This is a genomic window from Kaistella soli (assembly GCF_019038595.1).
GTDB classification, from domain to species: Bacteria; Bacteroidota; Bacteroidia; order Flavobacteriales; family Weeksellaceae; genus Kaistella; species Kaistella soli.
Window position 1 is genome coordinate 1 of sequence record NZ_JAHOPF010000005.1, and the last position, 26,447, is coordinate 26,447.

At 36.8% G+C, this 26,447-nt stretch carries 16 protein-coding genes; 2 read left to right on the forward strand and 14 right to left on the reverse strand.

Annotated elements, in window-relative coordinates:
• Positions 1-122 precede the first annotated feature (122 nt).
• The 8 genes from KSK37_RS10450 to KSK37_RS10485 form a co-directional block, all read right to left on the reverse strand.
• Positions 123-491 carry a hypothetical protein gene (locus KSK37_RS10450; protein ID WP_217201344.1) on the reverse strand — a complete coding sequence of 123 codons (369 nt, stop codon included), beginning with the start codon at positions 489-491 and terminating at the stop codon, positions 123-125.
• A 1-nt stretch (position 492) separates the two neighbouring features.
• On the reverse strand, positions 493-4,098 hold the full coding sequence (locus KSK37_RS10455; RefSeq protein WP_217201346.1) for a DUF6443 domain-containing protein: 3,606 nt from the start codon (positions 4,096-4,098) through the stop codon (positions 493-495).
• A 23-nt stretch (positions 4,099-4,121) separates the two neighbouring features.
• The gene (locus KSK37_RS10460; protein WP_217201348.1) at positions 4,122-7,784 is read right to left on the reverse strand and encodes a DUF5977 domain-containing protein; all 3,663 of its coding nucleotides are present in this window, start codon (positions 7,782-7,784) and stop codon (positions 4,122-4,124) included.
• Entirely contained in the window at positions 7,781-9,502 is a 1,722-nt protein-coding gene (locus KSK37_RS10465; protein WP_217201350.1) for a T9SS type A sorting domain-containing protein, read from the reverse strand. The genes KSK37_RS10460 and KSK37_RS10465 overlap by 4 nt, the downstream gene beginning before the upstream one ends.
• Before the next feature lie 394 nt (positions 9,503-9,896).
• Positions 9,897-10,064, reverse strand: coding sequence for a DUF4113 domain-containing protein (locus KSK37_RS14205; RefSeq protein ID WP_425514015.1), 168 nt, complete (start codon positions 10,062-10,064; stop codon positions 9,897-9,899).
• Positions 10,065-10,922: 858 nt separating this feature from the next.
• Entirely contained in the window at positions 10,923-11,639 is a 717-nt protein-coding gene (locus tag KSK37_RS10475) for a hypothetical protein (RefSeq protein WP_217201353.1), read from the reverse strand.
• Positions 11,636-14,755 carry an Eco57I restriction-modification methylase domain-containing protein gene (locus KSK37_RS10480; RefSeq protein WP_246566519.1) on the reverse strand — a complete coding sequence of 1,040 codons (3,120 nt, stop codon included), beginning with the start codon at positions 14,753-14,755 and terminating at the stop codon, positions 11,636-11,638. The genes KSK37_RS10475 and KSK37_RS10480 overlap by 4 nt, the downstream gene beginning before the upstream one ends.
• Positions 14,756-15,168: 413 nt before the next feature.
• Positions 15,169-15,597: a helix-turn-helix domain-containing protein gene (locus tag KSK37_RS10485; RefSeq protein ID WP_217201355.1), complete on the reverse strand. Its 429-nt coding sequence runs from the start codon at positions 15,595-15,597 to the stop codon at positions 15,169-15,171.
• A gap of 151 nt (positions 15,598-15,748) precedes the next feature.
• On the opposite strand from KSK37_RS10485, the gene KSK37_RS10490 reads away from it, so the two are divergent.
• Positions 15,749-16,564: an RNA polymerase sigma factor gene (locus KSK37_RS10490; RefSeq protein WP_217201357.1), complete on the forward strand. Its 816-nt coding sequence runs from the start codon at positions 15,749-15,751 to the stop codon at positions 16,562-16,564.
• Between the two features lies 1 nt (position 16,565).
• The gene (locus KSK37_RS10495) at positions 16,566-17,660 is read left to right on the forward strand and encodes a hypothetical protein (RefSeq protein ID WP_217201359.1); all 1,095 of its coding nucleotides are present in this window, start codon (positions 16,566-16,568) and stop codon (positions 17,658-17,660) included.
• Positions 17,661-18,198: 538 nt separating this feature from the next.
• Here the strand turns inward: KSK37_RS10495 and KSK37_RS10500 are convergent.
• From KSK37_RS10500 to bshC, 6 genes are all read right to left on the reverse strand, one after another.
• Entirely contained in the window at positions 18,199-18,960 is a 762-nt protein-coding gene (locus KSK37_RS10500) for a hypothetical protein (protein WP_217201361.1), read from the reverse strand.
• 293 nt (positions 18,961-19,253) lie between these two features.
• The gene (gene pckA, locus KSK37_RS10505; RefSeq protein ID WP_217201363.1) at positions 19,254-20,858 is read right to left on the reverse strand and encodes a phosphoenolpyruvate carboxykinase (ATP); all 1,605 of its coding nucleotides are present in this window, start codon (positions 20,856-20,858) and stop codon (positions 19,254-19,256) included.
• Between the two features lie 130 nt (positions 20,859-20,988).
• Positions 20,989-21,894, reverse strand: coding sequence for a GYDIA family GHMP kinase (locus KSK37_RS10510; protein ID WP_217201364.1), 906 nt, complete (start codon positions 21,892-21,894; stop codon positions 20,989-20,991).
• Between the two features lie 6 nt (positions 21,895-21,900).
• The gene (gene fabD / locus KSK37_RS10515) at positions 21,901-22,776 is read right to left on the reverse strand and encodes an ACP S-malonyltransferase (protein ID WP_217201366.1); all 876 of its coding nucleotides are present in this window, start codon (positions 22,774-22,776) and stop codon (positions 21,901-21,903) included.
• A gap of 94 nt (positions 22,777-22,870) precedes the next feature.
• A complete protein-coding gene (locus KSK37_RS10520; protein ID WP_088359342.1) occupies positions 22,871-24,820 on the reverse strand; it encodes an amino acid ABC transporter substrate-binding protein in 1,950 nt (649 codons plus the stop codon).
• A 38-nt stretch (positions 24,821-24,858) separates the two neighbouring features.
• A complete protein-coding gene (gene bshC, locus KSK37_RS10525; protein ID WP_217201368.1) occupies positions 24,859-26,445 on the reverse strand; it encodes a bacillithiol biosynthesis cysteine-adding enzyme BshC in 1,587 nt (528 codons plus the stop codon).
• Positions 26,446-26,447: the final 2 nt, after the last annotated feature.

Genomic DNA, 26,447 nt, shown 5'->3' on the forward strand with positions numbered 1-26,447 from the left:
ACACTACACGGAAAAATCTTTGAAGGGATTTTCCCTATGTGGAAATTTGCAAAACTGTTACCCTCAAAACAAACAAAATCAAACTTAACTTTTACAATTTACTGTCCAAACTTTGGGGGGAACTATAATATCATTGTGCTGGCATATTCTTTTGTTATGAATCCATTGATTTCAGGATCTGTTAAAGTTTCTAGTTTTTCTAATATTTCAATATTTTCAAAAGAATTAATCGAAGCTATTATTAAATCAACAATAAAATTTAATTCTAACTCATCAATTATATCATTTATGAAAAGATTACAGAGATTGGATAAATGAAATTTTGTAAAAACAAAGTTTTTATCTTTATTAATATTGAAATTAACCGATGAACCTTTTTTTAATATTTCCTTTTTATATTGTTCGAAATCTTTATTATATGTATTAAAAATATTGCGGACTTTATCAAGTTCCTTTTCTGTTAAAATTAAGTATATATCAGATGTTTTCATATTAATTAGGTAATTCTTTAGGTTTTCTATGTTGAATTTTATTTGCTCTATCATAAGAATCTTTAACATTTTTAATCACTTTTCCATCTTGATTTTTGTAGCGAATATATTCAGCACGTGATTGTCCTGGACCTTTACCTGGTCTTACTTCCGTAGTTTTGGTATATTTTCCCTCCTTACCAATGGTTGTTGTAGTTGTTGATTTTTCAACTTTAGATAACTTTGAATTATTATTAGATGAATTATTACTTTTATTTGACGAGGTACTGGAATTCTTATTACTCTGCATATTCTTAGAAGCGTTGCTCATTAAAGATGCTCCAACAATAACTTCTGCTGTACCTTTCAATATTAAGCTCCCACTAACAGCAGCACCTGGTCCTCCAATTACGGTTCCTCCTCCTGTTGTTGATACTGCTGCGGATGCAACTAAGCCCACTCCTCCAGCAGTAATATTCCTAGTCCCATCTGCAGTCAATATTGCTCCTGAAACTGCAGATGCAACATTTCCTGATTGTACACCATTATTATAGGATACTGATCCATCATTATATCTTTGAGCTAAATTTCCACCAGTTATATTATCTATAACAGCTAACCCAAACCCTTTTAAACCACTACAACATCCATCTTCTACACCATCTTCAGGAGCTCTACCATCGGGATCGTTCAGCTTTATAGGATTATTGTAAACATAAGCATAAGGATCTTCAGTATCTTCAACTAATGGATCTAATTGCATCCAACGTCCTGTATCTGGCATGTAACTTCTCCATCCGTAATCATACATTCCAGTCTCTTGGAGTTCTTTACCGTTATACTTGTAGTTTTTATAATTACCCTGTCCGAAGGAAGAACCTGCAAGTGGGTCAAGATGGTTCATCCCGAATGGATAATAATCGTTTTTATCAAGAACGTCTATGCTGTTGGTGGTGGTATTCCACGCGTAACTTACTCTGGTGTTTCCCAAATGGTCTTTGTATTGGTAAATATATTTATTTTCTACGAAATCGTAAAATCCTTCGGCAGTGGGTACAAACTGCAATATGGCATTGTCAGTGCTACCACCTCCCGGTGGAGCAATTACTGCCCTGCTTTCGGGTGAAAAGGCTTCTCTTTCCATTGCCACTTCTGTCTCAAGTTCTCCCATAAGTCCTTGTGACCCGCCTCCATCAGATGGTTTTCTGCTTTCAAGATACTGAAAGCCGTCTAAATAATCGGTGGTATTTACCGTGGTAAGATCCCCACGTATTCCACCTATAGTAGTGATGTTTTCTTTTTTTATTTTTACCCCGTCAGCACGGTAGCCGGTTTTAATTAAGGTAGTCGTGTTGCTATCCGGGTTAATATCACATTGTTTCGGAAGATTAAGGTGATTATATGCAATAGCCATTATGCCCTTATCCGGCATATCGGTCATATTACCGTTATTATCATAGTTGATTGGACTTCCGCCGCCTTCGTAGCCGTTACTGTCATGTGAATCATCAATAATAGAAGTAAATTTATTACCCACATAACCTTTGTAAGTAAGATCATCAATAAGATCGGCAGCCGTTCCCATGAAATAGGCAGAACGCTTCAGAGTAATGATATTCCCATTCAGGTCATAAGTTAATCTTTCGGAATGTTCTTTTGAGGTTTGTGTTAAATCACTTTGGTAAAGCCCCGCTAAAAGGCGGTTGAGTCCGTCGTACACATAACCATACCTGTTGATGTGGGTATCACCATCTTTTTGCCACAAAACTTCGGCAATATTACCATTGTATCTTGGTTTGATAGCAGTAGAAAAATCCGGGTCAGGATTGGCTAATCCCTGTAAAGTATTGTTATAATTTATTTTATAATTAAACAGTTTTCCTGTTTGAAAATTTCCGCTGCTGTCCAGATTGATCCCGGTCATCCATCCGCGGATGTTGTATGCGTAATCAATGCTCTGAATATTATTACCTACTTTCTTATTGGTGAGCTGACCAATTTCATTATAAGTATTATTTGCTAGTAATTCTTCTGGTTGGGTATTGACTTGGTGATAGTGTTTCTCTAAAGCATTGGTGTACTGGTTATAAACAAATCGTTCTTTTACCTTTATTTCAGCATCGCTATCCAATCTTTTGTGGTAGGTAAATGTTTTTTGCGGAACTCCGACAAAATCCAACTCAGACTCGGTTTTGGTGTAACCTCCCAAATAATTAAAACTGTAAACACCAATTGGCCTAGCTTCAATATCATAAAAGGTATAATTCTTCGTCCATCTATTTGCTTCTATATTGTTCACAAAACTTGCAGTGGGTAATCCCTTAGTGCTTCTAACAGAATTTCCGTATGTGGTATAATTTTCAGTAAGTAATTTTGGTGCAGGCACTTGAGCCAAAATATTATCAAAAAGTGGTGAACCTACAGGATAAGAGTCGTAATAATTAACAGAAAGCAGTTTGGTGGCTGCATTAATTATAGGAAATGCAGTATTGGTATAATATAAGGCTATCCCCGAATTGGCAATACGGGCAGTACTTCTGCTTTCGCTATTTTTTGCATTGCTATTATTGGAGTCTAAAGAACTTTGGAGTGTTGCTCTGTCTGATGGATCATTATGTAATCCGGTATAAACAACTCTTCCGAACTGATCATATTTGGTAAAAAGCCATTGATCTGCCAATCTCAAGTTGGCATCTTGCGTTCCTACCAATCTGTCTTGTTGATCATACAACATATGCTCCCAACCTTTGCCGGGAAGCTTTTTTTCTACAAGTCGCCCTCTGCCATCATACTTGTATTGGTAACACAAATTATTAAGAACGCTTGAGTCTGAAATTGTTGCTGCTACTGCTGCCAATGGAGGCACAACAAATGACAACTGATTATATTCATTGTAAACATAATAGGTATCAGCTTTTTCTGTGCCGCTAATCATTTTTCTGACAAGTATAATTTGCCCTTGCTCGTTCTTATATTCAAACACTTCATTTCCATCTTCATCCATTATGGAATTTTTATAGAGTTGATTAGGGGCAAAATACCCATCCACATATCCAAAGAGCGTCCCAGAACCGTAGTAAAATTTTGCAACATACCTTCTTACCTCCAACTCCCCGTTTGTTAGAAAGCCAAAATTAATCGAATTTTGAGACCAACTGGTGCCTACGTTAATTTTTTGTGAAATACGATTCAATGGAGAGTTTTCGAAAAATTTTTCCGAGTAGATTTTTTCTCCCTTATAAACATTTTGTGAATCCGGAACTGGAAATGCTACTATCGGATCACTTTTTGAATTCTGTGGATAGATTCCCCCATCTTTAGATCCTAGTTGCGGAATGGGAAGGTAATCTAGTTTCTGCCTCCCAAAATCGTCATAAATTATGGGTGTGACTATGTCCTTGCCAGAATAAGAAGCCTTTACATTTACTATCTGTTTTGGACGTCCTATACCATCGAAATATTGAACTCCGATTATTGGCAATTTTGGGTTTGTATCGCCGGATGTGGATAAATAACTTTTTGTATAAATATAATTCTCGGTTGGTGTTGGTTGTGCCGGTAAAATGCCACACATTAAAAATATTAGGAAAGCCGTAAAAATAACCTTTGTACGATATAATTTTTTCATGTTCTACAAGTTTTTTTTTAAACTTAATTCTTAGTATAAATAAAATTGTTAAGTAGAATGGGAATACCTGTATTTGGAACCACACTTCCATAAATTAAACGCACCGTTAAATTCCCCGAAGGATATATCTTAATTTCCCATTGCCTATAAATTGAATCATGAGCTTCAACATATGATAAGGTCTTTAGAGTAGCAGGAATACACGAGTCTTGGATGGTTCCTAAATACACTTCTGTACTCCAGTTTGTTGCAGGTGGATTTAGGGCAATATTACCATAAATCTTGCTGCTTATATTTGTAAATGTCCCGGACCAAACACTGAGAGAAGGATTTTTCAAAAATCCACAAGATAAGTTCTCTATGCATTCTCCGAGTTGGTTTGCCATCACTTGTCCATTTAATGTAATCTCACCGATTGCTTTCTGATCGGCATCTATCTGACTAATGAACGAAGAATATCTATTTGCAGGCACTGAATATGTAAATTGCCCACCAGTATATCCAATTCCACAATTGCTTCGAGTAAAAGTTTGTTCTTGAATAGTATTAAAATGTAATAGAGAAGGACTAAGAGAATTAAAATTGTATAGAAATTCCTTTACAGGATTTCCATCAGTATCAAGTATGGAACTTAACTTTCCCGAAGCATTGTACGTGTATTTTTCTTTAATCCCATTGGGTTTTATAATATTAGTTATTCCAATCAAGGGATCATAAGTGTAAGCAGTAATTTGTGTTTTAGATAATTCTGGTTTCTTTTGAAAATCCATTAATGCATCTAATAATAGCTGTTCAGATTCTAAAGATGTTAAACCAAAGTATGCTGGGTTATTATCTTTGTTTGATGCATTTATGATTGTATTAATAAAATTATCAGGGATATCAGTTTCTAATCCGCTCCCTTGTGGAGCATTCGAATCGGGATAGGTTGCACCTTCAACTATTGCAATTGGTAACTTATTGTTGTAGCCCCACACTACTGCGACAGGAATCTTGTTATCCAAGGCATACTCTTGAAGATTACCGTACTTGTCATATTGGTCGAACCGAGATGTAGTATAAATATTTTGGGGTAAGATAAGCTCGTCTATTGATGTCAAATTTAAATGGGTGAAGTTGTTATAATTATAAGTTTGTTTTGAAATTAATGTGTTATTTTTCACCAATTCCTTTGCGAAAATTTTAGAAAAAACATTATTAGTGAAAAACCTCGGAATTCTACTTGTGTAGAATGTTGTTTCCTTCACAATATCTCCAGATGAACCAAAGGTTGTTTTAGTTTCCGGGTAATTATAACTATTGTAGTTTGTCGTAACTTTGTTTATTATCACTCCCCCATCAAGATATTCTTTTGTTTCTGAGGAGGAAAGTAAACTTTCTTTATGAAATATTGGGAAGTGAGCAACAACTGAAAGGTTGATGAAGTGGTTTGGATTAGGATTACCTGCGGGACACGAGCCACCATTTGTGATACAAGTACAAACATATAACCCTTCATTTATCATCGATAGTGTAGAACCATAGTAATTTTTTGAGAATCTTTCGATATACTGATTTGTGATTAGCTTCAAGAGTTTGTTGTCTTTGTTATAGATTGACTGCTCTAATATTTTCCCATTTTCAATTCCAGTACCCTTTACCGAAGGTATATTGACGGGCAGCTGATCATCGAAAAATTTATAAAATTGATCTGGAGTAAAACTATACGTTGTAATTGTTTGTCCATTATCTTTATTGCTTTTATCTAATTCAATCCTTCTGACCTTTGTGTAACCTACATAATCTCCTGATGATAGTGGAGACGCGCTGTAATTGTTCGTTGCATTCATTGATAAAACGGAAGCATTAAATCCTCCATTTACAGCTCCAGATTCTGTAGTGAAATTATATCGGTAAGTATACCTTGTTATTAAATCTAGTGGATTAGTCGAAAATCCACCTTCATAAATTAACTTCGTTGTTCCTAATAAATTATCATTTGAATCGTAATTTTTTTGGGTTTTAATTCGTAAGCCCTTTCCTTCATTTAGCTTCGGTGAATAGTTCGATACAAATAGATTACTCGCATTGTTTAACTCATATTCAAATACTGAGTATCCTTGAGTAGGATAAATAATTCTGCTTATGGTGCCAGCGACACAATAGCTGATATCCGCTTTCTTTTTGTTATTATTAAACTGGTTATGAATTGGTAAGTTGTAGTATTCTGGAAAACCGAAATCAAGTGGATTTAAGAAATAGGTCTTGTTATCAATTCCGCCATTGCTAAATCCCCAATAGTCTACGGCGTAAGAGTTTTTTGCAGGTAGTTGATTATTTTCGTAATATTCAAAACGATACTGTTCATCTTGGTTGATACTCATGGATCTTAGCTTCAATCTTTTTTTTAGTCTGTTGTCGGGATTAGAGGCATAATCCGGAGAAACAAAATAGTCATAGTTAAAGTTAATTGATTTTATACTTTTTGTTTCATCAGTTGAATATACTGAAATGTTGTCGACTTTTTTTGTGGGAAAATCATCTCTATTGCTATAATTGAACTTCACTTTCCCGAAATTTCCCGAAATTTCTGATATCAGTAAATAATTTTGCTTACTTCCATAATTCGGGGTAATAGGGATTCTAAAAGTTCCCTCTGGTCCACTATCAAATGGAAAGCTGGAGTCTGAACGGTTTAGCTTGCCTGTCGCGACATATATATTACCCCAGTATGCAGGTATTCCACCACAACTGTTTGTGCTATTTGTTAGACTATAAGTATAATTTAGATTACCAGAAAAAGGAGTTAAATTTATAATGTCCGTATAATTTTCATACATCAAATTAATAGTATTATTATCTAGATCAACAACTTTTGTTAACAGATAATTACGTGAAATGACACCAAATATCTTAATGGTTTCAGATTTTGAAAATTCGTAAACTAAACCATCTGGAGCTATAATCTTAAAGAATGAATTATTTTCGTAAGTAATTTTGTAGCCGTTAGCATTTAACGATGTAAATTGCCGAACAACTCCTTGCGTTTCAATATCTTTATGGTTTTCAATTATAAATTGCACTTTTTGACCAAATAAGTTTAATGAAAATATGTCTGGCGACACATCATATTGTTGACCAGTGCTATAGTTGTGAAATTGATTATTAACCGGTAAACAATAATTAGACGAGTAATAATAGGCGAATTTATCATTTTGCGGAGCATGTATATAGCCGGGGGGCTCAGGCATTTCCTTTGACTCAAGATATTTTCCTGAGAAATTGAGTGCTGGCCAAGGAGTATTCTCGTAATGTAAATCAATCTTAAGATTCTGATGGTTCTCATCTACATCGAAATCGTCATAACCCATAACAGATTGTGTTATAGTCGGCAATCCTATATTCCAACCTAATCCGACGCTCCCCGACTCGTCAGCAACTTTTATACCGTTGCCTGAAATATAATCCAGAGATAAAGGAATTTCAATAGCTCCTTCCTTAATATTGTATATTGGTACCTGCGGTGTATTTGCACCTACAAATTCATTATTTTGGATATCACCATATCTTAAAAATGTTGCAGTCGAGGGCGAATTTGGAAAGTTTTTAAAATAAAACTGCAGATTTTCACGGTGTGAAGGAGCTTGCGTTAAACAATGTACAAACACCACCAGAGAAATTAATATTATAATTTTTTTAGCGATCATTTTTTTATGATTTTTACATTAACATTTTTATTCTGCGTTTTAGCAGTGACGATGTACAATCCCTGCAACAAACTGCTAGTATTGATCTTGGTTACTCCTTTTTGAGTTTTCAGGGTCTGGACCAGTTTTCCGCTCAGGTCGTGTAAGGATATATCCGCCTCGCCCTGAAATTCAAATCCAATTTCCACATAAGCGTAATCCTCGACCGGATTAGGATAGATTCTGATCTCCTGTTTTTCGATAAGGTTTTCCAACTCTTTGCTTCCCAGTTTGATGATCTTCCAGTTTTCCTGTCCCAATTCCTCTGCACTTGTTCCAGCTAACAAAAAATTACCGTCATTCTGCAGTTTTGCAGATACTAGGCGTTCTTCTTTTTTTCTGGATTTCCCTTCCACATGTTTGCGCCATTCCTCTTTTCCGTTGGTGTCGATGTAAAGCATCCAGAACTTTTCATCATCAGAATGTATTTTTTCTTCTGCCTGTGTATAGCCTCCTATTAAGAACCCTCTATCTTCACTTTGGTTATTCTTTCCTGATTTCCGGAATACATCCAGACTCATTGCAATATCGCGGTTTCCAAAACTGTAGTTTTTCTGCCAAAGTTCATTGCCGTCTTTATCCAGAGAAATGACCCAGATATCTGTTCCTTCTTTGATGTTTTCCTTCTTGTTGCCTGACGAACTGCTGCGGCTTTCTCCGGAGATTAAATATCCTTTCTCCGTAAATGCAAGGCTTTTGGGCCGGTCATCCCGTGTCCCGCCATAGCTTTTCTGCCACTGAATTCTAGCGTTTTTGTCCAGTTTTACGATCCAGTAATCTCCTGCTCCAAAATTATCTTCAGATTTACCCTGAAGCTGAATAGGATCTTGTGCCTGCTGGCTTCCCTGATCCGATGTCTGCTGTAAAGACATCAATAAATCCGCTGCAAAATTTTGTGTACTTTTAGAATCTGGTTTTTCTGCAGAAGTAGGGTAGTGCTGACCGGCGGGAGAGGTATAAACTTTATTTTCTGTTGTTCCTGAAGTGGAATAAATCGCAATGAGACTTCCTCCGTCTTCTGTCGGGATCATAGCGGTTACTTCATCCAGACCTTTTCCTCCTAAGACGGTTGTCTGCATTAATTTCCCGTCTTTGTTCAGTTTTGAAACAAAGACATCTTTCGACCCAAATAACTGTTTGCTGGAACTGATGTTTCCGGCCACAAAAAATCCCTGATCTGCCGCCTGTACTACCGCAGAGGCTTCATCATTGCCAGTGGTGCCCAGTGTCTGCTGCCAGAGTTCTTCTCCATTTTCATCCAGACGAATGATCCATACATCAGAACCTCCTATATTACTTGCCTTTTTTTCACCCGCCTGATTTGAAAAGGAGGTGCCGGCGAGGAGAAAACCGCCTTCCTGAGTAGCAACAGATGAGATCAGGTAATCGTGCCTTGTGCCTCCGAAGTATTTGTCCCAAACAGTGTTTCCGTTCTGATCCAGTTTTACAACGTGGTAATCGTAACCTCTGTTCTGTTGTTGCAGGCCTGTGGCAAGCTGCTTTGGTTTTTGATTGATGGAACTCCCTGCAAGCAGAATCTGCCGGTCTAAGGTGGGAGTCATTGCTGAAAGAAAGTCCTGAGTGGAGGATTTGAGGTCTTTTTGCCAGACTGTTTTGCTTTCCTGTGCGAAAAACTGGAGGCTAAACAAAAAGAAAACACCGATAGAAATGTTTTTCATAGGTTGATTTTCAATTCACAAAAAGTAGATAAAAATTGTAACATGAAGAAGATTAAATCACTCCTCTTTATCTTTTCTACGAAAAAAAAATTGAACAGCAATACACTCCAGACTAATAACAATCTGTGGAATAGATAAATACGAATTAAACAGAAACAGTATTGATATAATTTGTTTTTACGGAACACCTGTTATTTTTTATAAAGTCCGTATTTCATTAACAAAATTTTATCATTAATTTATCATAATATAGCATCCTTAATTAACAAAATACTGCAACTCTGAACTAGAATTTCCTGAACCGGCGTTGAAAAGCGTTCAAAGAATCGATAATTGTTATAAATGGAAATTTGCTCAATCAAATAAAATCCTTTTCCCGTAGTAAGTTTTTAACTTAAGATGGGTTTAATTCTGTGATATATCTGGGAGATAAGTTCTTTTGGTTTATCTTCCAAGTCTTCTGAATATCCATGCTTGCCACTTTGATTTTTTCTGTTCCCAATCTGCGATTCACATACTCCATGACCTGTAATAACCGTTTGTGCTTATCAAAATTATCTATTTCAAATAAGCTGGTCTTTCACTCAGTTTCAGGAACAAAACTATGTTAGTTTTATATCGGAAGTATGAGAGATAAATATGGTATAAAGGCCTTTAGAGCGGGTTGGGACAGGTCTATTGCCCAATTAATAGAAGGGTATGCTAGAGTAAGAGTAATTGATTTGCTGTACGCATTTAATCATGCTTAAACCGGTGTCGCATTAATATGCCAAAATTAATGAAACGTTACATTACTTTTCTACAACAGAAATAGATGCAAAAATATTTTTTTGTAGGTTTTTATCGGAGACTTGCTGTACCCTAGCAACGAATATTATGACAAATATAAGCAATTCATAAATCACTGATAATCAACAGCAGTAATTTTGTTTATTACAAACTATTATTACAATTATTGAATAACCAATTGATTATCAATATGTATTTGTGGTCCCTCCAACTCCACATCATCTTTAAATAACCACCTGTAAAACCGGTGGTTTTTTTTTACCCCTGTTTCTGTTCCCACCTTGTTCTCACATATCAAAGTTTGATAGGCCCGATCGTGTATAATATTGTGCCTTACTCAACTTTTTATACCCGATAAGGTATATTATATATAATTTTCATACCTTGATTTTGTTCAAATAAAATCTTGATGATCTGAACTCTGAAAATTTACTGGTTTTCATAGTCTTCCAAATGTAAAAACTATATTTTCAAATGTTCCTCTTTTTGGGGAAGATTACAGTTTGATGTCGATATCCAAAACCTGCTCCCATTCCGTAATGAAAATTCGCTCTAAAATTTTAAGTTGCAGATTTTTCCGTTTAAGTAATGGCAGCATAATCTTGATTACTTGTTTTTATTAGTATAAATATTAATTCAAAACTATTTTAGAATAATCAAAAAATAGATGAAAAATGGAAAATTGAGAGTTGTCTTTTTTCTTGTGTCCGGATAAATAACAACCATCAAAACCATTTTTGATTATGTGATTTTCCAGTGCTTTAGTGGTTTCGATAGCAGAATTTGAAGAAAGGTTTTGGTTTATTTTTTCAGATAGTATTAAATGAGTTAGAGAAGAATTTTCTATAAAACCTAATTGACCTTCAAAAGGCAATCTCAATTTTGTATAATTTCTCTCAGTAAATTTTTTTGTATCTTTTATATATTCTGCGACAGTAGAGGATGTAAATCTTTTACACTCAATTGCAAAATATGGTTTAGTTGTTTTGCCCCACGAATCTTTTTGCGCTTTATCTACAATATGGATGTCAATAGGGTCGTTATGCAGTTCATTGTCTACCAAACTAATATATTCCTCAGATACTTCTTTATTGGCTGTAAATCGCTCTGTTCTGATTTCTAATACACTGAGTTCTTTTTCTAAATAGTCGTCGACTAAACGGTTTCTTAAATAATCTTCTTTTTTTATTTTTCCAATTATCTTTTTTGATAAATCATAAGTCACTTTATCTTTGATGATTTTATCATAACTATTAATCACACAAATCAAAATATCTTTAACACGTTTTTGAGTCAAAGATATTTTTTCTCGTCTGTTTTTAATAAAATTAGAGGCGTTTAAGTTCATTCAACAGATTTATTTAATTCATTTATTTCTGCTTCTTGTATTACTTTTTTAAATTCTGCTACATCATACCACGCCATTGCTCTATGCCAACATTTATATTCGTTCGGTTTAATAATATAAAATGAATTGTCTTCGAACCCTTTAATATCCTTTTGAATAAATAAATTTTTCTCGGGATTTTCTGTGTTAACTATTTCTGAAATACTTAAGCTATTTGCTAAAGTTTTTAAAACACTTTCAATATTTTTATTTTTAGAATAAATAATAGATTCTTTTGGTTTCTCGTTTTTCATCACAAAGTTCATTGCAATAAAATGTTCCAAAGGATAAACCTCTACTTGAATATACTCATCTATATATATATTTGAAAACTCATTTAGGTAAATTTCAGCATACTTTCTCAAAAAATCAATATCATCATTTACTTTATAAATGAATAAATCTTGTTTACTTTCTTGAAACTGGTATCTTGAAACATTTAAAACATAATCTATCAAATCCTCTTCATATTCTTTAATATCATATATATCATTAATTATATCGTTAATATGGATTAATATATTCTGATTTATTGGAGGGGTGTCTAAATTTTTTAAATTTATTGGTTTTAATTCAAATTCTTCCTCTTCCTTATTTGATTGATCTTCGTAAAACTGTTTTATTGGTTCTAAAAAACTATTTACCAATGAAACTAATTTGTTGTTTGTATCATCATCGGTTTCAATTATCGGGAATGATAAATATTCATCTTCCCATTTGGTTTGTGGATGAGTTGCAACGCCCCAACCACCAGAAATGGAAAAAATATAATATGTATAAAATTTAGTAATTAATTTTGAATACAAAGTTATCAATTTTGTATTATCCAAACTCGCAATGCCAAAAACACCTTTTACAAATACAGAAGGTTGTTGATTTAAGGAAATGGTTAAGTCCGTCCAATCAACTGCTTGTTCTTTAAAAAGTATTTTAGGTTTATCAAATTTTTCTATCTTCCTTCCTGCTTCTAAAAATAAGTCTTTTTCCTTAACGAAATTTTCTTTTTCATAAGTGAAAAATTTCTGCACTTTCTTATTTTCTATAAAAGGTAATCCTTGTAATTTAGGATATTTATTTTTCCTATTTCCTCTTAAAATACCTGAAGTTGCATAAAAATTTTTATTGTCTATTAAATCTGTAATTTTATTATAATTTGTAAACCTTTTTAAAAAATGAAAATCTAAAGTGTTACCATATAATGCGACTTTAAACATCCAATCATTTTCAATAAAATGTTTTTGAAGAATTTCTTTTTGATCAAACTTTTCAATAACTAACATCCTAAAATTCTTTAAAAAAGAATTTACTTTTAGACTATGATGTTTTACTATATTACTTAAGTGATTTGTATTCTCTGATAATCTAAAAAATATTATTGAGGTGGGGCTTTCCTGTGTTTCGAAGAGAGATTGTTTTACTGCGGATAAATCAAAAAATTTGTCTACGCAATAAGTATTTAATACCTCATTCTTGAATTTTTGTGTTGTTTTTGAAACATTATAAAACATTGTGCTGGTTAATATTAGCGCACTATTTGTCTCATAATTCATAAAATCCTTTACTCTTAATAAAAAAGATTGTGCAATTTCATATCTACCAACCGTCTTCCCGTTGGATTTTAGCCATTTAGTGTGTACTAAATCATCTTTTTTACTTTTCCAAGGCGGGTTTCCAAGAATGAATTTCGGTTTTACTGTTTTAATTTTTTCTTCAAAATCGGCAGGTTCTAATCCATCTATATCATTTAATTTCCCAAAAAAATTGGAGTTAAAAAGATTTGTTTCTAGAAGTTTTGGAAAGAGATATTGATTAATATCCGCCGGATCCAAATAATCTAATAATGCGATATAAATGGAAAAACAAGTTACTTTTAATGCCTGTGGATTTATATCGATCCCGTAAAGATTGTTTTCTGCAAAACTTTTTATTTTTTCACTAAATAAATTTTTATCTGCATTTCCGTTCAGTTCAATTTCCTTTTCAATCATTCTTCGTAATGATTGTACTAGAAATATTCCGGAACCCACTGCAACCTCAAAAATGGTGCAGTCTTCCGGTTTATTATATTTTAAAAATTCATCAACCGTATCTTTTAAAATATAATCTACTAAAAAAGATGGTGTATAAACCGCAGAATCTAATTTTCTTGTTTCTTCATTAATTAGAGATTCATAAATTCCCGAAATAACCTCTACTGGAATAATGGAGAAATCGAAAATTTCAAAATAAAATTCTTTATAATTACTATACAAAGAGCTTTCTCCATCAAATTCCCCTGCAAAAACATAAGATAGAAATTCCGAGTGATTTTCAGTTAAAATAAAATCTTCTTCCTTAAACAAAACACCGTTGAAACGGTCATTGAGTAATCTAAATAATTCATTTAGTCTTTCAGGTTCTCTAATAAGTTGGATGAAATTTTTGCGTCTTTCATTTGGGTTTAGAACGTCTCCAGGAATTAATTTATCATCAATTTTAACTTTTCTATCAATCAAATAGCGAATAAATATTAATCTTAAAATTAATGAGTTTGCTTCGTTTTCATCTAGTGAATTATTATAGGTTAAATAGTTTCTAACTTCCTTAATATTACTAAATAAACGGTCATTTACCCTTTTTTTATGATTTTTTCCTCTTTGGTTGTCTATGTATTTTTTTTGAAACCAATTCCAAGTTTTGCCACTTTCTAATTCCCAAAGATTGAAAAGTCTTTTTATTTCTTTTTCAGATAAATCTATTCTTTCAAGTGTGTTCTGTTTATTATCCTTAATGTAGTTTAAGGCATTGAAAATTTCAATTCCTGAATCTTTTATGATAAATACTATTGATGTATTATCAAACGACCATACTTTTTTGTATAAATCATTTAAATCTCTATTTTTTTCTGTAAGGTCAAAAAATAAAATTAGGGGTTGGGAATTAAAAATGTAAACAGCATCTGGTAAAATTGATTCTATTTTCTGCCGAATATCTTTATGAAAATCAATAGCATAGGTGTTATTATCTCTATTTCTAAAGATAACCTTTTCTTCCAAATTTAATTGAATTAAGAAATTATGTAATTGAGTTTTTTTCAAGAAAAAATATTTTTACAAATCTAATATATTTAAGTCAATTTAAAACTTAACATCATCCTCGAATTACGTAAAATACACTTTCTTAATAACCGTAGTATTCTTATCGGATACATAAACAACTAAATCAGTATTTCTTTAGCAAGATGAGTCATATAAATAAAAGCTAATCTTTGAGGAAGAATAATTCCAAATGGATTTCGCTTTCCAATCCCTTCGTCCTCGCAAAATTGTTCCCAATCATAAGAAATCATCAGTAATATCAAGGAAAAAGTTATTGTATGATAAGTACTAATAGTGGAGAGCCTAGGTTATACCTGTGCCTTAATTCATAAAAAAACAATATTTAAAAACTTACATTATGTTTTCAAAAAAAGGAGGCTGTCCAAAATGGCAGCCTCCTTTTATAGAATTCTTCACTCCCTCATCACCTTCCTCACCAACTCCTCAATCACCCTACTCTTCTCCCGTTCCGTTTCCAACAGTCGCTCATACAATCTCCTATTCTCCTCATAGGATTCCAGCAGTTTGTCTAGCGGATTGAATGTGGGTTGATAAATATCTGTCCTTAAAATCGCGATGCCATTATCATTCGTATTGAAGGTATTCGAAATAATATTAAAAAAAGCATCTTCCGAAAAATTCTTTAGTGCATCCAGAGGAATTTCTAGAGCTTTGGCAACAGGTTCCAGTTTGGTGTCTTCCAGTTCTTCGGCGTTTTCCAGCTGAGATACTTTTTGCTGGCTTACGCCTAAAAGTTCGGCCAGAGTTTCCTGCTTCATACCGCGCATTTCCCTGATTCTTGAGATATTCCTCCCGATATGTTTGTGTGCTGTAGATTCCATGGTAAAAGATTTAAAACAAAGATATAAAATTATTAACCATTATGACAGCCCGGTTTTTTACACCTCTATTTTGTATAATACACCAGACCGTGGTTCGGTACCGGCGCTTTTATGGCCAACTTGCTGAGCAATGTAGATAAAAACAATGCCTATGAAAAAGACAGACGCTTTGCCCCGAAAGTTGACCGATCATCAGCTATACGCTTTGCTGAAAAAAGGCAATCCCTCCTCTTTGGAACAGGTTCATCTACGCTACAGAAGATTGCTGTTCTGGCTCGGAAAACAAATGCTTGAAGATGATTTCGCAGTCGAAACGCTCGTGCAGGATGCCTTCCTTAAACTCTGGCTGCACCGCGCCTCCATTGAAACCCCGGACCATGTGGTCTGCTTTTTAAAGTTGGTTCTGAAAAGGGATTGCATCTCATACTTTAATGCTCCTAAAAATAAATTCACCCGCTTAACCGCTTCCCTCGAAAGGTTTGAGAATTATCAGGATTATCTTGCCGGTTATGATCCTCAGCAGGACAAAGAACACCTCCTCACTCACGAATCTGATCAAAAAAAATTGGATGAAGTAAAGAGGGTTTTAAATCTACTGAATCCCAAAAGAAAACACCTGATTGAGCTTTGCCTTGAATATGGTTTTCACTACAAACCAATCGCAGAAGCAATGGGAAGCAGCGTGACAGGTATAAGCAATGAGGTGAGCAGAGCCATAGATGATCTCCGGAAAATCCTGAAAGAAAGTTCTTTTGACCAGACTCAGAAAAAAACGCACAGTGATCCCGGTCAGTCAGGTCAGCTCAGCAGTCAACAGCTCGAAATATTAAAAAGACGGTTTCAGCAGAGATCTTCTTTCACAGTGATTGCCCGCGAACTCCAACTTTCAGAAAAGGAAGTCCACCGGGAATTCCTGATGGCCTATCAGCAGCTCCAAAATCAAAATACACCTGAAATAGCTTTTTGAGATGGAAAAATCAACCATGACACTAACCAGAAAAATTCAGCTGCTGATCGACCTTCCTGCAGCTGAACGGAACGCGATGTGGGAAAAACTCTATCGCTATCAGAACCGCTGTTTCCGGGCGGCAAATTTCATTGTTTCCCACTTGTACGTACAGGAAATGATCAAGGATTTCTTTTACTTCACTGAAGAAATCCAATATAAGCTCGCCGATGTGAAGAAAGATGAAATGGGATTGTTTAACCGTTCGAAAACAAACACAACGGCACGCATGGTTTTCGACCGCTTCAGGGGAGAGATCCCAACAGATATTCTGGGAAGCCTGAACAATACAATCCAGTCCAACTTTTCTAAAGACAGAGCCGACTACTGGCAGGGCTCAAAATCGTTAAGAAACTTTAAAAAAGACCTTCCCATACCGCTTCCGGTGAAATGCGTAACCAAAATGCGGTATGATCCTGAAAAGAAAGCCTTTTGTTTTAATATGTTTGCTATTCCGGTGAAGACCTATTTAGGGAAAGATTTCTCTGATAAGCGGCTGATCATGGAACGGCTTTTAAGAAAAGAGATAAAGCTTTGTACCTCACAGGTCCAGCTGAAAGCCGGGAAAATATATTGGCTCGCCGTATTTGAATTTGAAAAAGAAAAACATCTGCTAAAACCTGAAATCATCGCAGAAGCTTCCCTGTCTCTGGAACATCCCATCGTAGCAAAAGCCAACAACGTAAGAATCAACATTGGCTCGAAAGAGGAGTTCTTATACCGCAGGCTGGCAATTCAGGCAGGTCAGAAAAGAATTCAGGCTGGCATCGCCTTCGCCCGTTCCGGACATGGAGCCAAACGCAAACAAAAGGCACTGTACAAAACAGAAAACCTGGAAAGCCGCTATGTAAGCCACCGGCTACATCTGTACAGCAGGAAGCTGATCGATTTCTGTATTCAGCAACAGGCAGGCACATTGATTCTTAAAAATCAGGAGGATAAAATCGGCATTGCAAAAGAACAGGAATTCGTGCTCCGCAACTGGAGTTACTACGACCTGCAGACCAAAATAAAATACAAAGCCGAAAAGGCAGGTATTGAACTGATCATCGGATAGCGGAAAAAAATAACGAGGGTGCTTGTACACCCGCAGGGTGAGGTCATGAACACTCACTGAATGCTGAAGAGTATATACAACTGAGCGGTTTTCTTTTTGATGCAACAAAGGCAAGAATATGAATGTTTATTTCAGTTCACCCGCTGTGGATAGGAAACAGATTAAAAATAATGAGGGTGTTTGTACACCCGCAGGGTGAGGTCTTGAACACTCACTGAATACCCAAAGGTATATACAACGGGGCGGTTTTCTTTTTTTGCTATAAAGGCAGAATTTAGAATAGGCGTTGCAAAAGAAGAGGAATTTGTGCATCTCAACTGGAATTACTGCGACCTGCCGACCAAATAAAACACAAAGCAGAAACGCGGCTATCGAACTGATCATCGGGTAATTAAAAAAATAATGAGGGTGCTTGTACACCCGTAGGGTGAGGTCATGAACACTCACTGAATACCCAAAGGTATATACAACGGCGTGGGCTCATTTTTTTCTAATACTTGAGCCTGGACTGAAAATAGCTGACGGAGTTTTGAAGAAATTAGCCCTCTCCTCTATCCACCAAAACAGAGATAATGCGGACTCCGGTATGTGCGGTGTCCGGCACCAAATGTCTTTCACCGTTAACAGTTTGGTAAAAGGAAGCCCGCACTGCAGAAAAAAGCATACCCTCACCTCCCGGCACATCCGGACATGGGATGGTAAAAGCATCTTTTTGGAAATCGCGTGCAATAGCCAACGGATCTGCAGAAACATGCTCATAAGCGAGGGTTTCAAAATCAAAGCGGAGCAAACCGACGCTGATCTCCATACAATCAGCCTCCTTTGGGAATTGGGCTTCCCTAATGTTAAAATCACTGACCTTAAACACAGGCGGATTCCACTCAAACTCACAGTGGCCACCAAAGAGATGCGGCCGCTCGGGTATGAAAACAAATGCTTTCACCAACTGTTGCCCTGTAGTGGTCGCAATCCCCTTACTTACTTTACGATTCCCGCGTTCAGAAACTGAATTACAGTCCTTAATATTCAGAAAAAGCTGCATCAGCCTGGAGTGAAAAGTACCGTCTTTGTAACCCGACAGATACGGCTGCAAAGCAAGCTTAAAGGCTTTGTTCACCTTGGAACAGTGCGCAAACTCAGTATTGCTTTTCCTTACCGTTTCCATATTCGGACTTTCCTTGATGTTCTTACGCGAAAAACCTCCCCCCGCTCGGCGCGTGAGTGGCTCACCTTCCCGGAAATAGTAATTAATGCCCCTCATTGTTCCTACAAAAAAGAGTGGCCCTATCGGCTTAGCCATAGGTATAGTTTTTATGATATTCACTATTCATTGCAGTCCCCTTCACGGCAACTTGTAGTCCCCTTCATGGCAACTTGTAGTTTATGCCGACTTTACTTCATGGATAAAGTATCAGGCATTCATTACCACGTATAAAAAAACTTCCGCATAAAATGAATGAACCCAATACGCTGTTAAGTTACAATTTTTTTATGATCCTGCAGGAAATAAGGAGATCCTGCCTGAGTAATTAATAAAAAAATTCCCCCAACCTTTTGGCCGGGGGAATTTCTATACAAAACAATTGATTAATTCTAAAGTTGAGGCCCTGCAGCAACCAGTCTCTGGCCTTCTTTCGTGTCGCAATACTGCTCAAAATTCTTGATGTATCTCGCGCCAAGATCTTTCGCTTTCGACTCCCATTCTGAAACATGAGCGTAAGTAGCTCTCGGATCAAGAATGCCGTCGGTTACATTAGGCAATGCAGTCGGGATCTCAAGATTCATAACCGGGATAATGGTTTTATCCGCTTTATCAATAGACCCGTCGATAATGGCATCGATGATCGCTCTGGTATCTTTCAGGGAAATTCTTTTTCCGGTTCCGTTCCAGCCCGTATTTACTAAATAAGCTTTAGCACCGTGCTCTTTCATTTTCCCGATGAGGGTTTTAGAGTACATGGTTGGATGCAGCGTCAAAAACGCTTCACCGAACGCCGGTGAAAATGACGGTTGTGGTTCTGTAATTCCTCTTTCAGTTCCTGCAAGTTTTGAGGTATAACCGCAAAGGAAGTGATATTGCGCCTGATCTTCGTTCAGAATGGAAACCGGCGGCAATACACCGAATGCATCAGCAGAAAGATAAACAATTTTCTTGGCGTGTCCGGCTTTTGAAGGCAGAACGATTTTGCTGATATGGTAAATCGGATAGGAAACTCTCGTGTTTTCAGTAATAGAGTTATCGGTATAATCTGCTTCACCGTATTCGTTGACCACAACATTCTCTAAAAGTGAATCTCTTCTGATGGCTTTAAAAATGTCCGGTTCTTTTTCTTCTGTTAAGTCGATTACTTTGGCATAACAGCCGCCTTCATAATTGAAAACGCCGTTATTATCCCAGCCGTGCTCGTCATCGCCGATCAAGTATCTTTTAGGATCTGCGGAAAGTGTAGTTTTTCCTGTTCCCGAAAGACCGAAGAATAAAGCAACATCCCCGTCTTCACCAACGTTGGCCGAACAGTGCATAGAAGCCATTCCTTTCAGAGGAAGGTAATAATTCATCATGGCAAACATTCCTTTCTTCATTTCTCCGCCATACCAGGTTCCGCCGATAATCTGAATTTTCTGTGTTAAGTTAAACATCACGAAGTTTTCAGAATTCAGTCCCTGCTCTTTCCAGTCCGGGTTGGTGGTTTTGGAACCGTTCATAACGATGAAATCAGGCTCACCGAAAGTTTCGAGTTCGAAATTGGAAGGACGGATGAACATATTGGTCACAAAATGGGCCTGCCATGCCACCTCCATAATGAATCTTACTTTAAGTCTTGTATCTGGATTGGTGCCGCAAAAAGCATCAACAACATATATTTTTTTAGAGGAAGAAAGCTGTTTCAGAACCAAAAGTTTGCAGCTCTCGAAAATTTCAGGGGTAGTGGGAAGATTCACATTACCGTCCCAGTGAATCGTATTCTCGGTAACTTCATCTTTTACAATAAACCGGTCTTTCGGTGAACGTCCAGTGAAAATTCCGGTTTTTACGGCAACAGCACCAGACTCTGTCAACGCGCCTTTTTCAAATCCCTGGTTTTTAGTGGACATTTCAGCTTTGAAAAGCTCCTCATAACTTGGATTGTAAACGACCTCTTCATAACCGGTGATGCCTAAATCATGTAATTGCTGGATGATTCTGATGTTCTTCATAATGACTTTTTAATTTTCTGATTCTTTTTAAAAAACAAATTTACCTATTATAGGTTATTAATGTGGTTTTAAAACTACTGATATTCGTCAGAATTCACAAGAAAATCGGAAAGTTATAACAATTTGATTTTTAAGCAATTAAATCATTCCATGAAAAAACGGAAGAAAAACCCCTGTCCGAAAAATAGGCCTCATAACCGGGAAATTTTGAACTCATCACAAAATCGCCTCCCCACGCACCCAGACTTTTCACAAATACAGGGCACTGATCAAAATATTTTTCTTTCACCGTTTCAATTCCGAGAAAATCTGACAGTTTTCGCTCATGAACTTCCATCAGTTGCGAAAATTTTTCTAAATCTTCACATTGCTGCACTTCTTTGGTAAGCCGGGAAAATGCTTCAATTAATTCCGGAGATTTTGTTTTCGAACGGTACAGTCCAATCCCTTCCCTGCTGTCCTGTTTCTGATTGAGATGGATGAAAATAAGCTCCTCCCTGAATGGAGGGCTGAAATTTACGGTTTCAACCGAGCGTCCTTTTTCAGAAATCTGATAAAGAAGAGCAGATTTTTCTTTTGCTACAGCAATATCATAACCGCTCCCTCCCAGGCTCATTTCATTCAGTTCAAAAGCATCATTTCCTGCCCATTCGGCAAGATTGTTCATCAGCGTCGAGCTGCTTCCCAAACCGTAATTGGCAGGAAACTGAAGATTTGTTTTTAAATGATAAGAAGAGTGGTCCCTGAATTTTACACCGGACAGTTGTTGGACGTTTTTAAGAACCTTAAGGATAAATTCGGCAGGTTGAAGAAAATTACAGTCAATAACTTTCCAGGTTCTGTAATCGATCTTTGCTTTGAGCCACAGCTGATTCTGATGGTAGGCTTCCCAGAGAATGACGGCATTACCATCCGGAGTTTCCTCAAAAAAAAACTCCTGCCCCCATTTGGTAGGTACGGCAAGAGCTAAGGCGCCGTCAAGGACGACATATTCTGAAGTGAGCAATAATTTTCCCGGTGAGAATATTTTACCCATTATTTTTTAAATTGCTGTTGAAACCTCTACTTCACTGTTGATTTTTTTAATCAGACCCTGCAGTGTTTTTCCCGGACCTACTTCAATAAAAGTATCCGCGCCGTCCTTGATCATATTCTGTACAGACTGTGTCCATTTTACAGGACCTGTAAGCTGTTTGATTAAATTCTGCTTGATTTCTTCCGGATCTGAAATAGCGGTTGTAGTGATATTCTGGTAAACCGGAATCATCGCGTTTCTGAACTTGGTATTTTCAATCGCTGCTGCCAGTTTCTCCTGTGCAGGCTGCATCAGAGGGGAATGAAATGCGCCGTTTACGGGAAGCATTAAAGCTCTTTTCGCGCCGGCTTCCTTCATTTTTGCACAGGCCATTTCTACTGCAGCAGTTTCGCCTGAAATCACAAGCTGACCGGGACAGTTATAATTTGCAGGAACAACAATTCCTTCTGTCGCTGCACAGATTTCCTCCACTTTTTCATCAGCTAATCCAAGGATGGCTGCCATTGAACTTGGATTTGCATCGCAGGCTTCCTGCATTGCTTTTGCGCGCGCTGAAACCAAACGCAAACCGTCGTCGAAAGACAGTACACCATTAGCAACCAGTGCGGAAAATTCGCCGAGTGAGTGGCCCGCAACCATCTCTGCACCCAAACCGTTTACTGTTTTTAAAACAGCTACAGAGTGAATGAATATCGAAGGTTGGGTAACTTCAGTTTTTTTAAGATCTTCGTCTGTCCCTTTAAACATCATGGAAAGAATATCGAAACCTAAAATTTCGTTCGCAGACTCCATAAGATCTTTGATGTCTTTTCTGGAGTCATACAATTCCTTTCCCATCCCGACAAACTGTGAACCTTGCCCAGGAAATACAAGTGCTTTCATATAGTAAATTTAGAAAAAATTGAATCAGCTGACCGCTAAGAATGGTCAGCCTAATATTTTATTTATCATTGATCCTTTCGGATATTGTGTCTTATTAATTGGGAACCAGACGCACTACCCTGTAACCCTTGTTCACATAGGCGCCGGATTTGGTTCTTTCAAACTCGAATTTGGTAGCAAGCTGTGTCTGCACCTTATTCATCTGCTTGAAGATCTCCCCTTTTTTATTTTCGCGGCTCAGCATATCGTTCACCACATCAAAACCGATGACCGAATATTTAGAAGGTACTTTACAGTACTTCTGTTTGTATGCGGCGAGGATTTCTTTTTCAAAATCACCATCAGTATTGATTTTTCTGTCCATCAAATATACCAGATTGGCCTGGCTGAGTTCGTCTACTTTTTTCTCGAAAATCGGTGAATAATACATGCTGAACGATTTCACATTCTTCGTTTCACCGGCCAGGGCAATCATTCTGCTTCCGAACGCATCTCCTACCGAATCTTTATTATTCGCCAAAATAGCGATCACAGGAGCCGACTGACCTGTCATCATATTCTTATCCGCCTGAATGTCCTGCGCGGAATTAACGATCTCTACAACCGGATTCTTCAGCTCTTTTTGAAGATTGGTTTTCAGATAGTTTGCATTCGTTCTGTCATCATCAGCAACGATATAGATTTTCTGGTCGGAATAGGTATCCTTAACCTCCTTTACAATGCGGTCTGCATAAACAAGATCGTTTGTTTCAATAAGGATTAAGTTATCATATTTCAGCAGATCGTCCGAATTTGCAAATGGTGCTACAACAGGAATTTTCGCCGTTTTTACATAATCAAGAACCTGTAAAACACTTGATTTGAAAAATGGCCCGATAATAAGATCGGTATTATTCGCATTAATCTGCGTTAATGAGTTTTTGAAACTGGTTTCGTTACCCGCATCTACCACTTTTATATCCAGTTTCTGGCCTTTCCCGGCGTTTCTCTCAATGGCTAATTTGGCTCCTGAAAGAAAATCAAGGGAAAGCGTTCTGAATTTGGCATCATCCGTATCAAAACCAAATGGAAGCATGATAACCACATTCAGCGCGTCGCCTGATTTCTTAATATAAGCTGCGTCTAGTTTTTTGATCTTCAATACCATACCGGTTTTTAAACCCTGAGAAAGATTTGGATTTAAACTTAATAATTCATCCAGTGAAATCCCGAATTTGTTTACAATACCGAAAACAGTATCACCAGCCTGAACAGTATACGTCACGTAATCATCCGCAACTGAAGTCGTGGTGTAAGAATTTACCTGCTCAGTCTGTGCAGCCGGAGCAGCTTTTGGCTCTTCATTTACCGTTGTAGCAGTTACTGTAGTTTCTCCCTTTACTTTAATGGATTCACCTGGCTGAAGACCTTTCGCTTCTAAACCTGGATTAAGGGCAAAAAGTTCCTTTTGGGTAAGATTGAACTTTCGGGTAAGTTTATAGTAATTGTCTTTGGCCTCGATAACATAAGAATCGTCGGATGCTTTTTTTACTTCAAGTTTTTCTTCAGCTGCAGGAGCCGGAGTTTTCACTTCCGCAGGCTTTGCAAACACCACCTGGCTTCCGCCAAATTTTTTAATATTTTCCAAAGGCAACACCACTTCATCACCGATCTTCATGTGTGCATCAAGATCCGGATTCAGTCTTCTCAATTCTACTTCAGAGATCTGATACTGCTTGGTAATACCGTAAATGGTTTGCTTTGGCTGCAGTATTATTTTACCTAAATCGCCGGTAGCAGTTGCATTTCTGGAAGGCTGGGTTTTTGAACTTTCCCCACCTCCGGATTTTGCCGGCACAGCGCTTTTATTCACCACTAAAAGATCGCCTAAAGTAATTTTTCCGTCTTTGGCTTTGGGGTTAAGGGCAAGCAATTCGTCCACGCTCAACCCATATTTTTTCGAAATATTATACGGGGTATCACCCTTCGCAACGGTATGGGTCTTTTGGGCAGAAACTCCCGAAACAGCGATTAAACCTGATATGATGAATAATTTTTTGAACATCTTTTATGATAAATATTTACAAAAATACTGCTTTAAAATTAAATGGAAACAATAATTAGTTCCGACTTTTCCACGTCCATTTCCTCATAACAATATTGAAGCCATTCTTTTCCGTAATCTGCATAGAAGACGGAGAAATTATAAACCCTCTCCTGCCAGATCTTACCGGGATGAATTTTTAAAAACAAATTCTCAAGCCTTTCCAGCTTTTCATTCTGCTTGATTTTCTCCGCACGCAGAAGCCTCTTCCTCATTCTTTCAAACGATTTCAGCTGTCTTGTCTGTTCAGCGTTCACTAAATTTCCAAAACTTTTTTCGGTGGATTCTGCTTTTGCTGCGATCTGTTCAAACTGATTTTTCAGGGCAGTTTCGCTTTCATTCAGCAGCGGAAGTATTTCATTGTTTTCCAGTAAAACACCTTTGGTTACAGATGCAAAATTCCTGAAGAAATCTTTGATATTTAAACCCAGATTCGTCGCTTTATTCAAAGATTTATCCTCAATGAAAAGCAGAGAATTTCTCGGAATCAGAACCGGAAAAGGAAGCTGAAGTGATTGGAAATAATTCTTAAGTTCAAGCCAGTACATGATCTCCGCATTACCGCCGATATACACCAGATTGGGCAGAACGGCCTCCTGATAAACCGGTCTCATCAGTGCATTTGGACTGAATTTTTCAGGATGACTACGGAGTTCTTCAAGAATTTCATCTTCAGTGAAAGAAATATTTTTATCAACAATATTGAATTTCTCACCGTCAGATTCAATCCTGTTTCTCGTGTCAGAGAGGTAAAACAGGTTGATCTCTCTTGGATTCACCTGAACTTTTCCGTATTTTTCAGTTAAAAGCGCTACGGTTTCCTGCGTGGATTCAAAAAGCTTTTGATGTGAAAGTTCATTTTTAAAAACTGCTTTCATTTCGTTTTTCAGACGGGCATCATCACCGTCGATAATCAGTAAACCGTAATCGGCGAAGAGTTCCTGAACTAAAATTCTCGTGGCCTCAGAAAGTGTATTGCCTTTTCTGTATGCTTTCTTCATCAGCAGGATCAATTCGGTTCCAAAAACAGAATCTTTAAATTCGTTTTCGAACTCTGAAATGAAAAAATCATCTTCGACATGAATTCTGCCGACTGCACCGCCAGATTTGGCTTTGGTTTCGTAATAATGAGTTTCCGTTTTGAAATGGTTGATTTCCTCAAAATCATGATCTTCGGTCGCCATCCAGAATACCGGAACCGTTTTTCTTTCCGGGAATTTTTCATTAAGAAAATCCGCGAGTTTTATCGTCTGCAAAATTTTATAGATAAAGAACACCGGCCCGGAAAAGAGATTGAGCTGATGACCGGTCGTCACCGTAAAAGTGTTATCGTTCTGCAGAGATGCTAAATTATGTTTTTGCCTTTCACTGATCTCAAGCGCTGAATGCTGTTCATTCAGAACATTACACAGCACTGCTCTTTTTTCCCTGTCAAAGGATGCTTTTTTCAGTTCAAACTGCTTCTCAATATTTTCAGGATTAAAAATATACTGTTCGAAACCCGGAATTTTCTGCGTCAGAAAATCTTTGATGAGCAGAGGAATACTTTCAAGATCTGAAAAAGGTATGTTGGTAGTTTTTTTCAAAA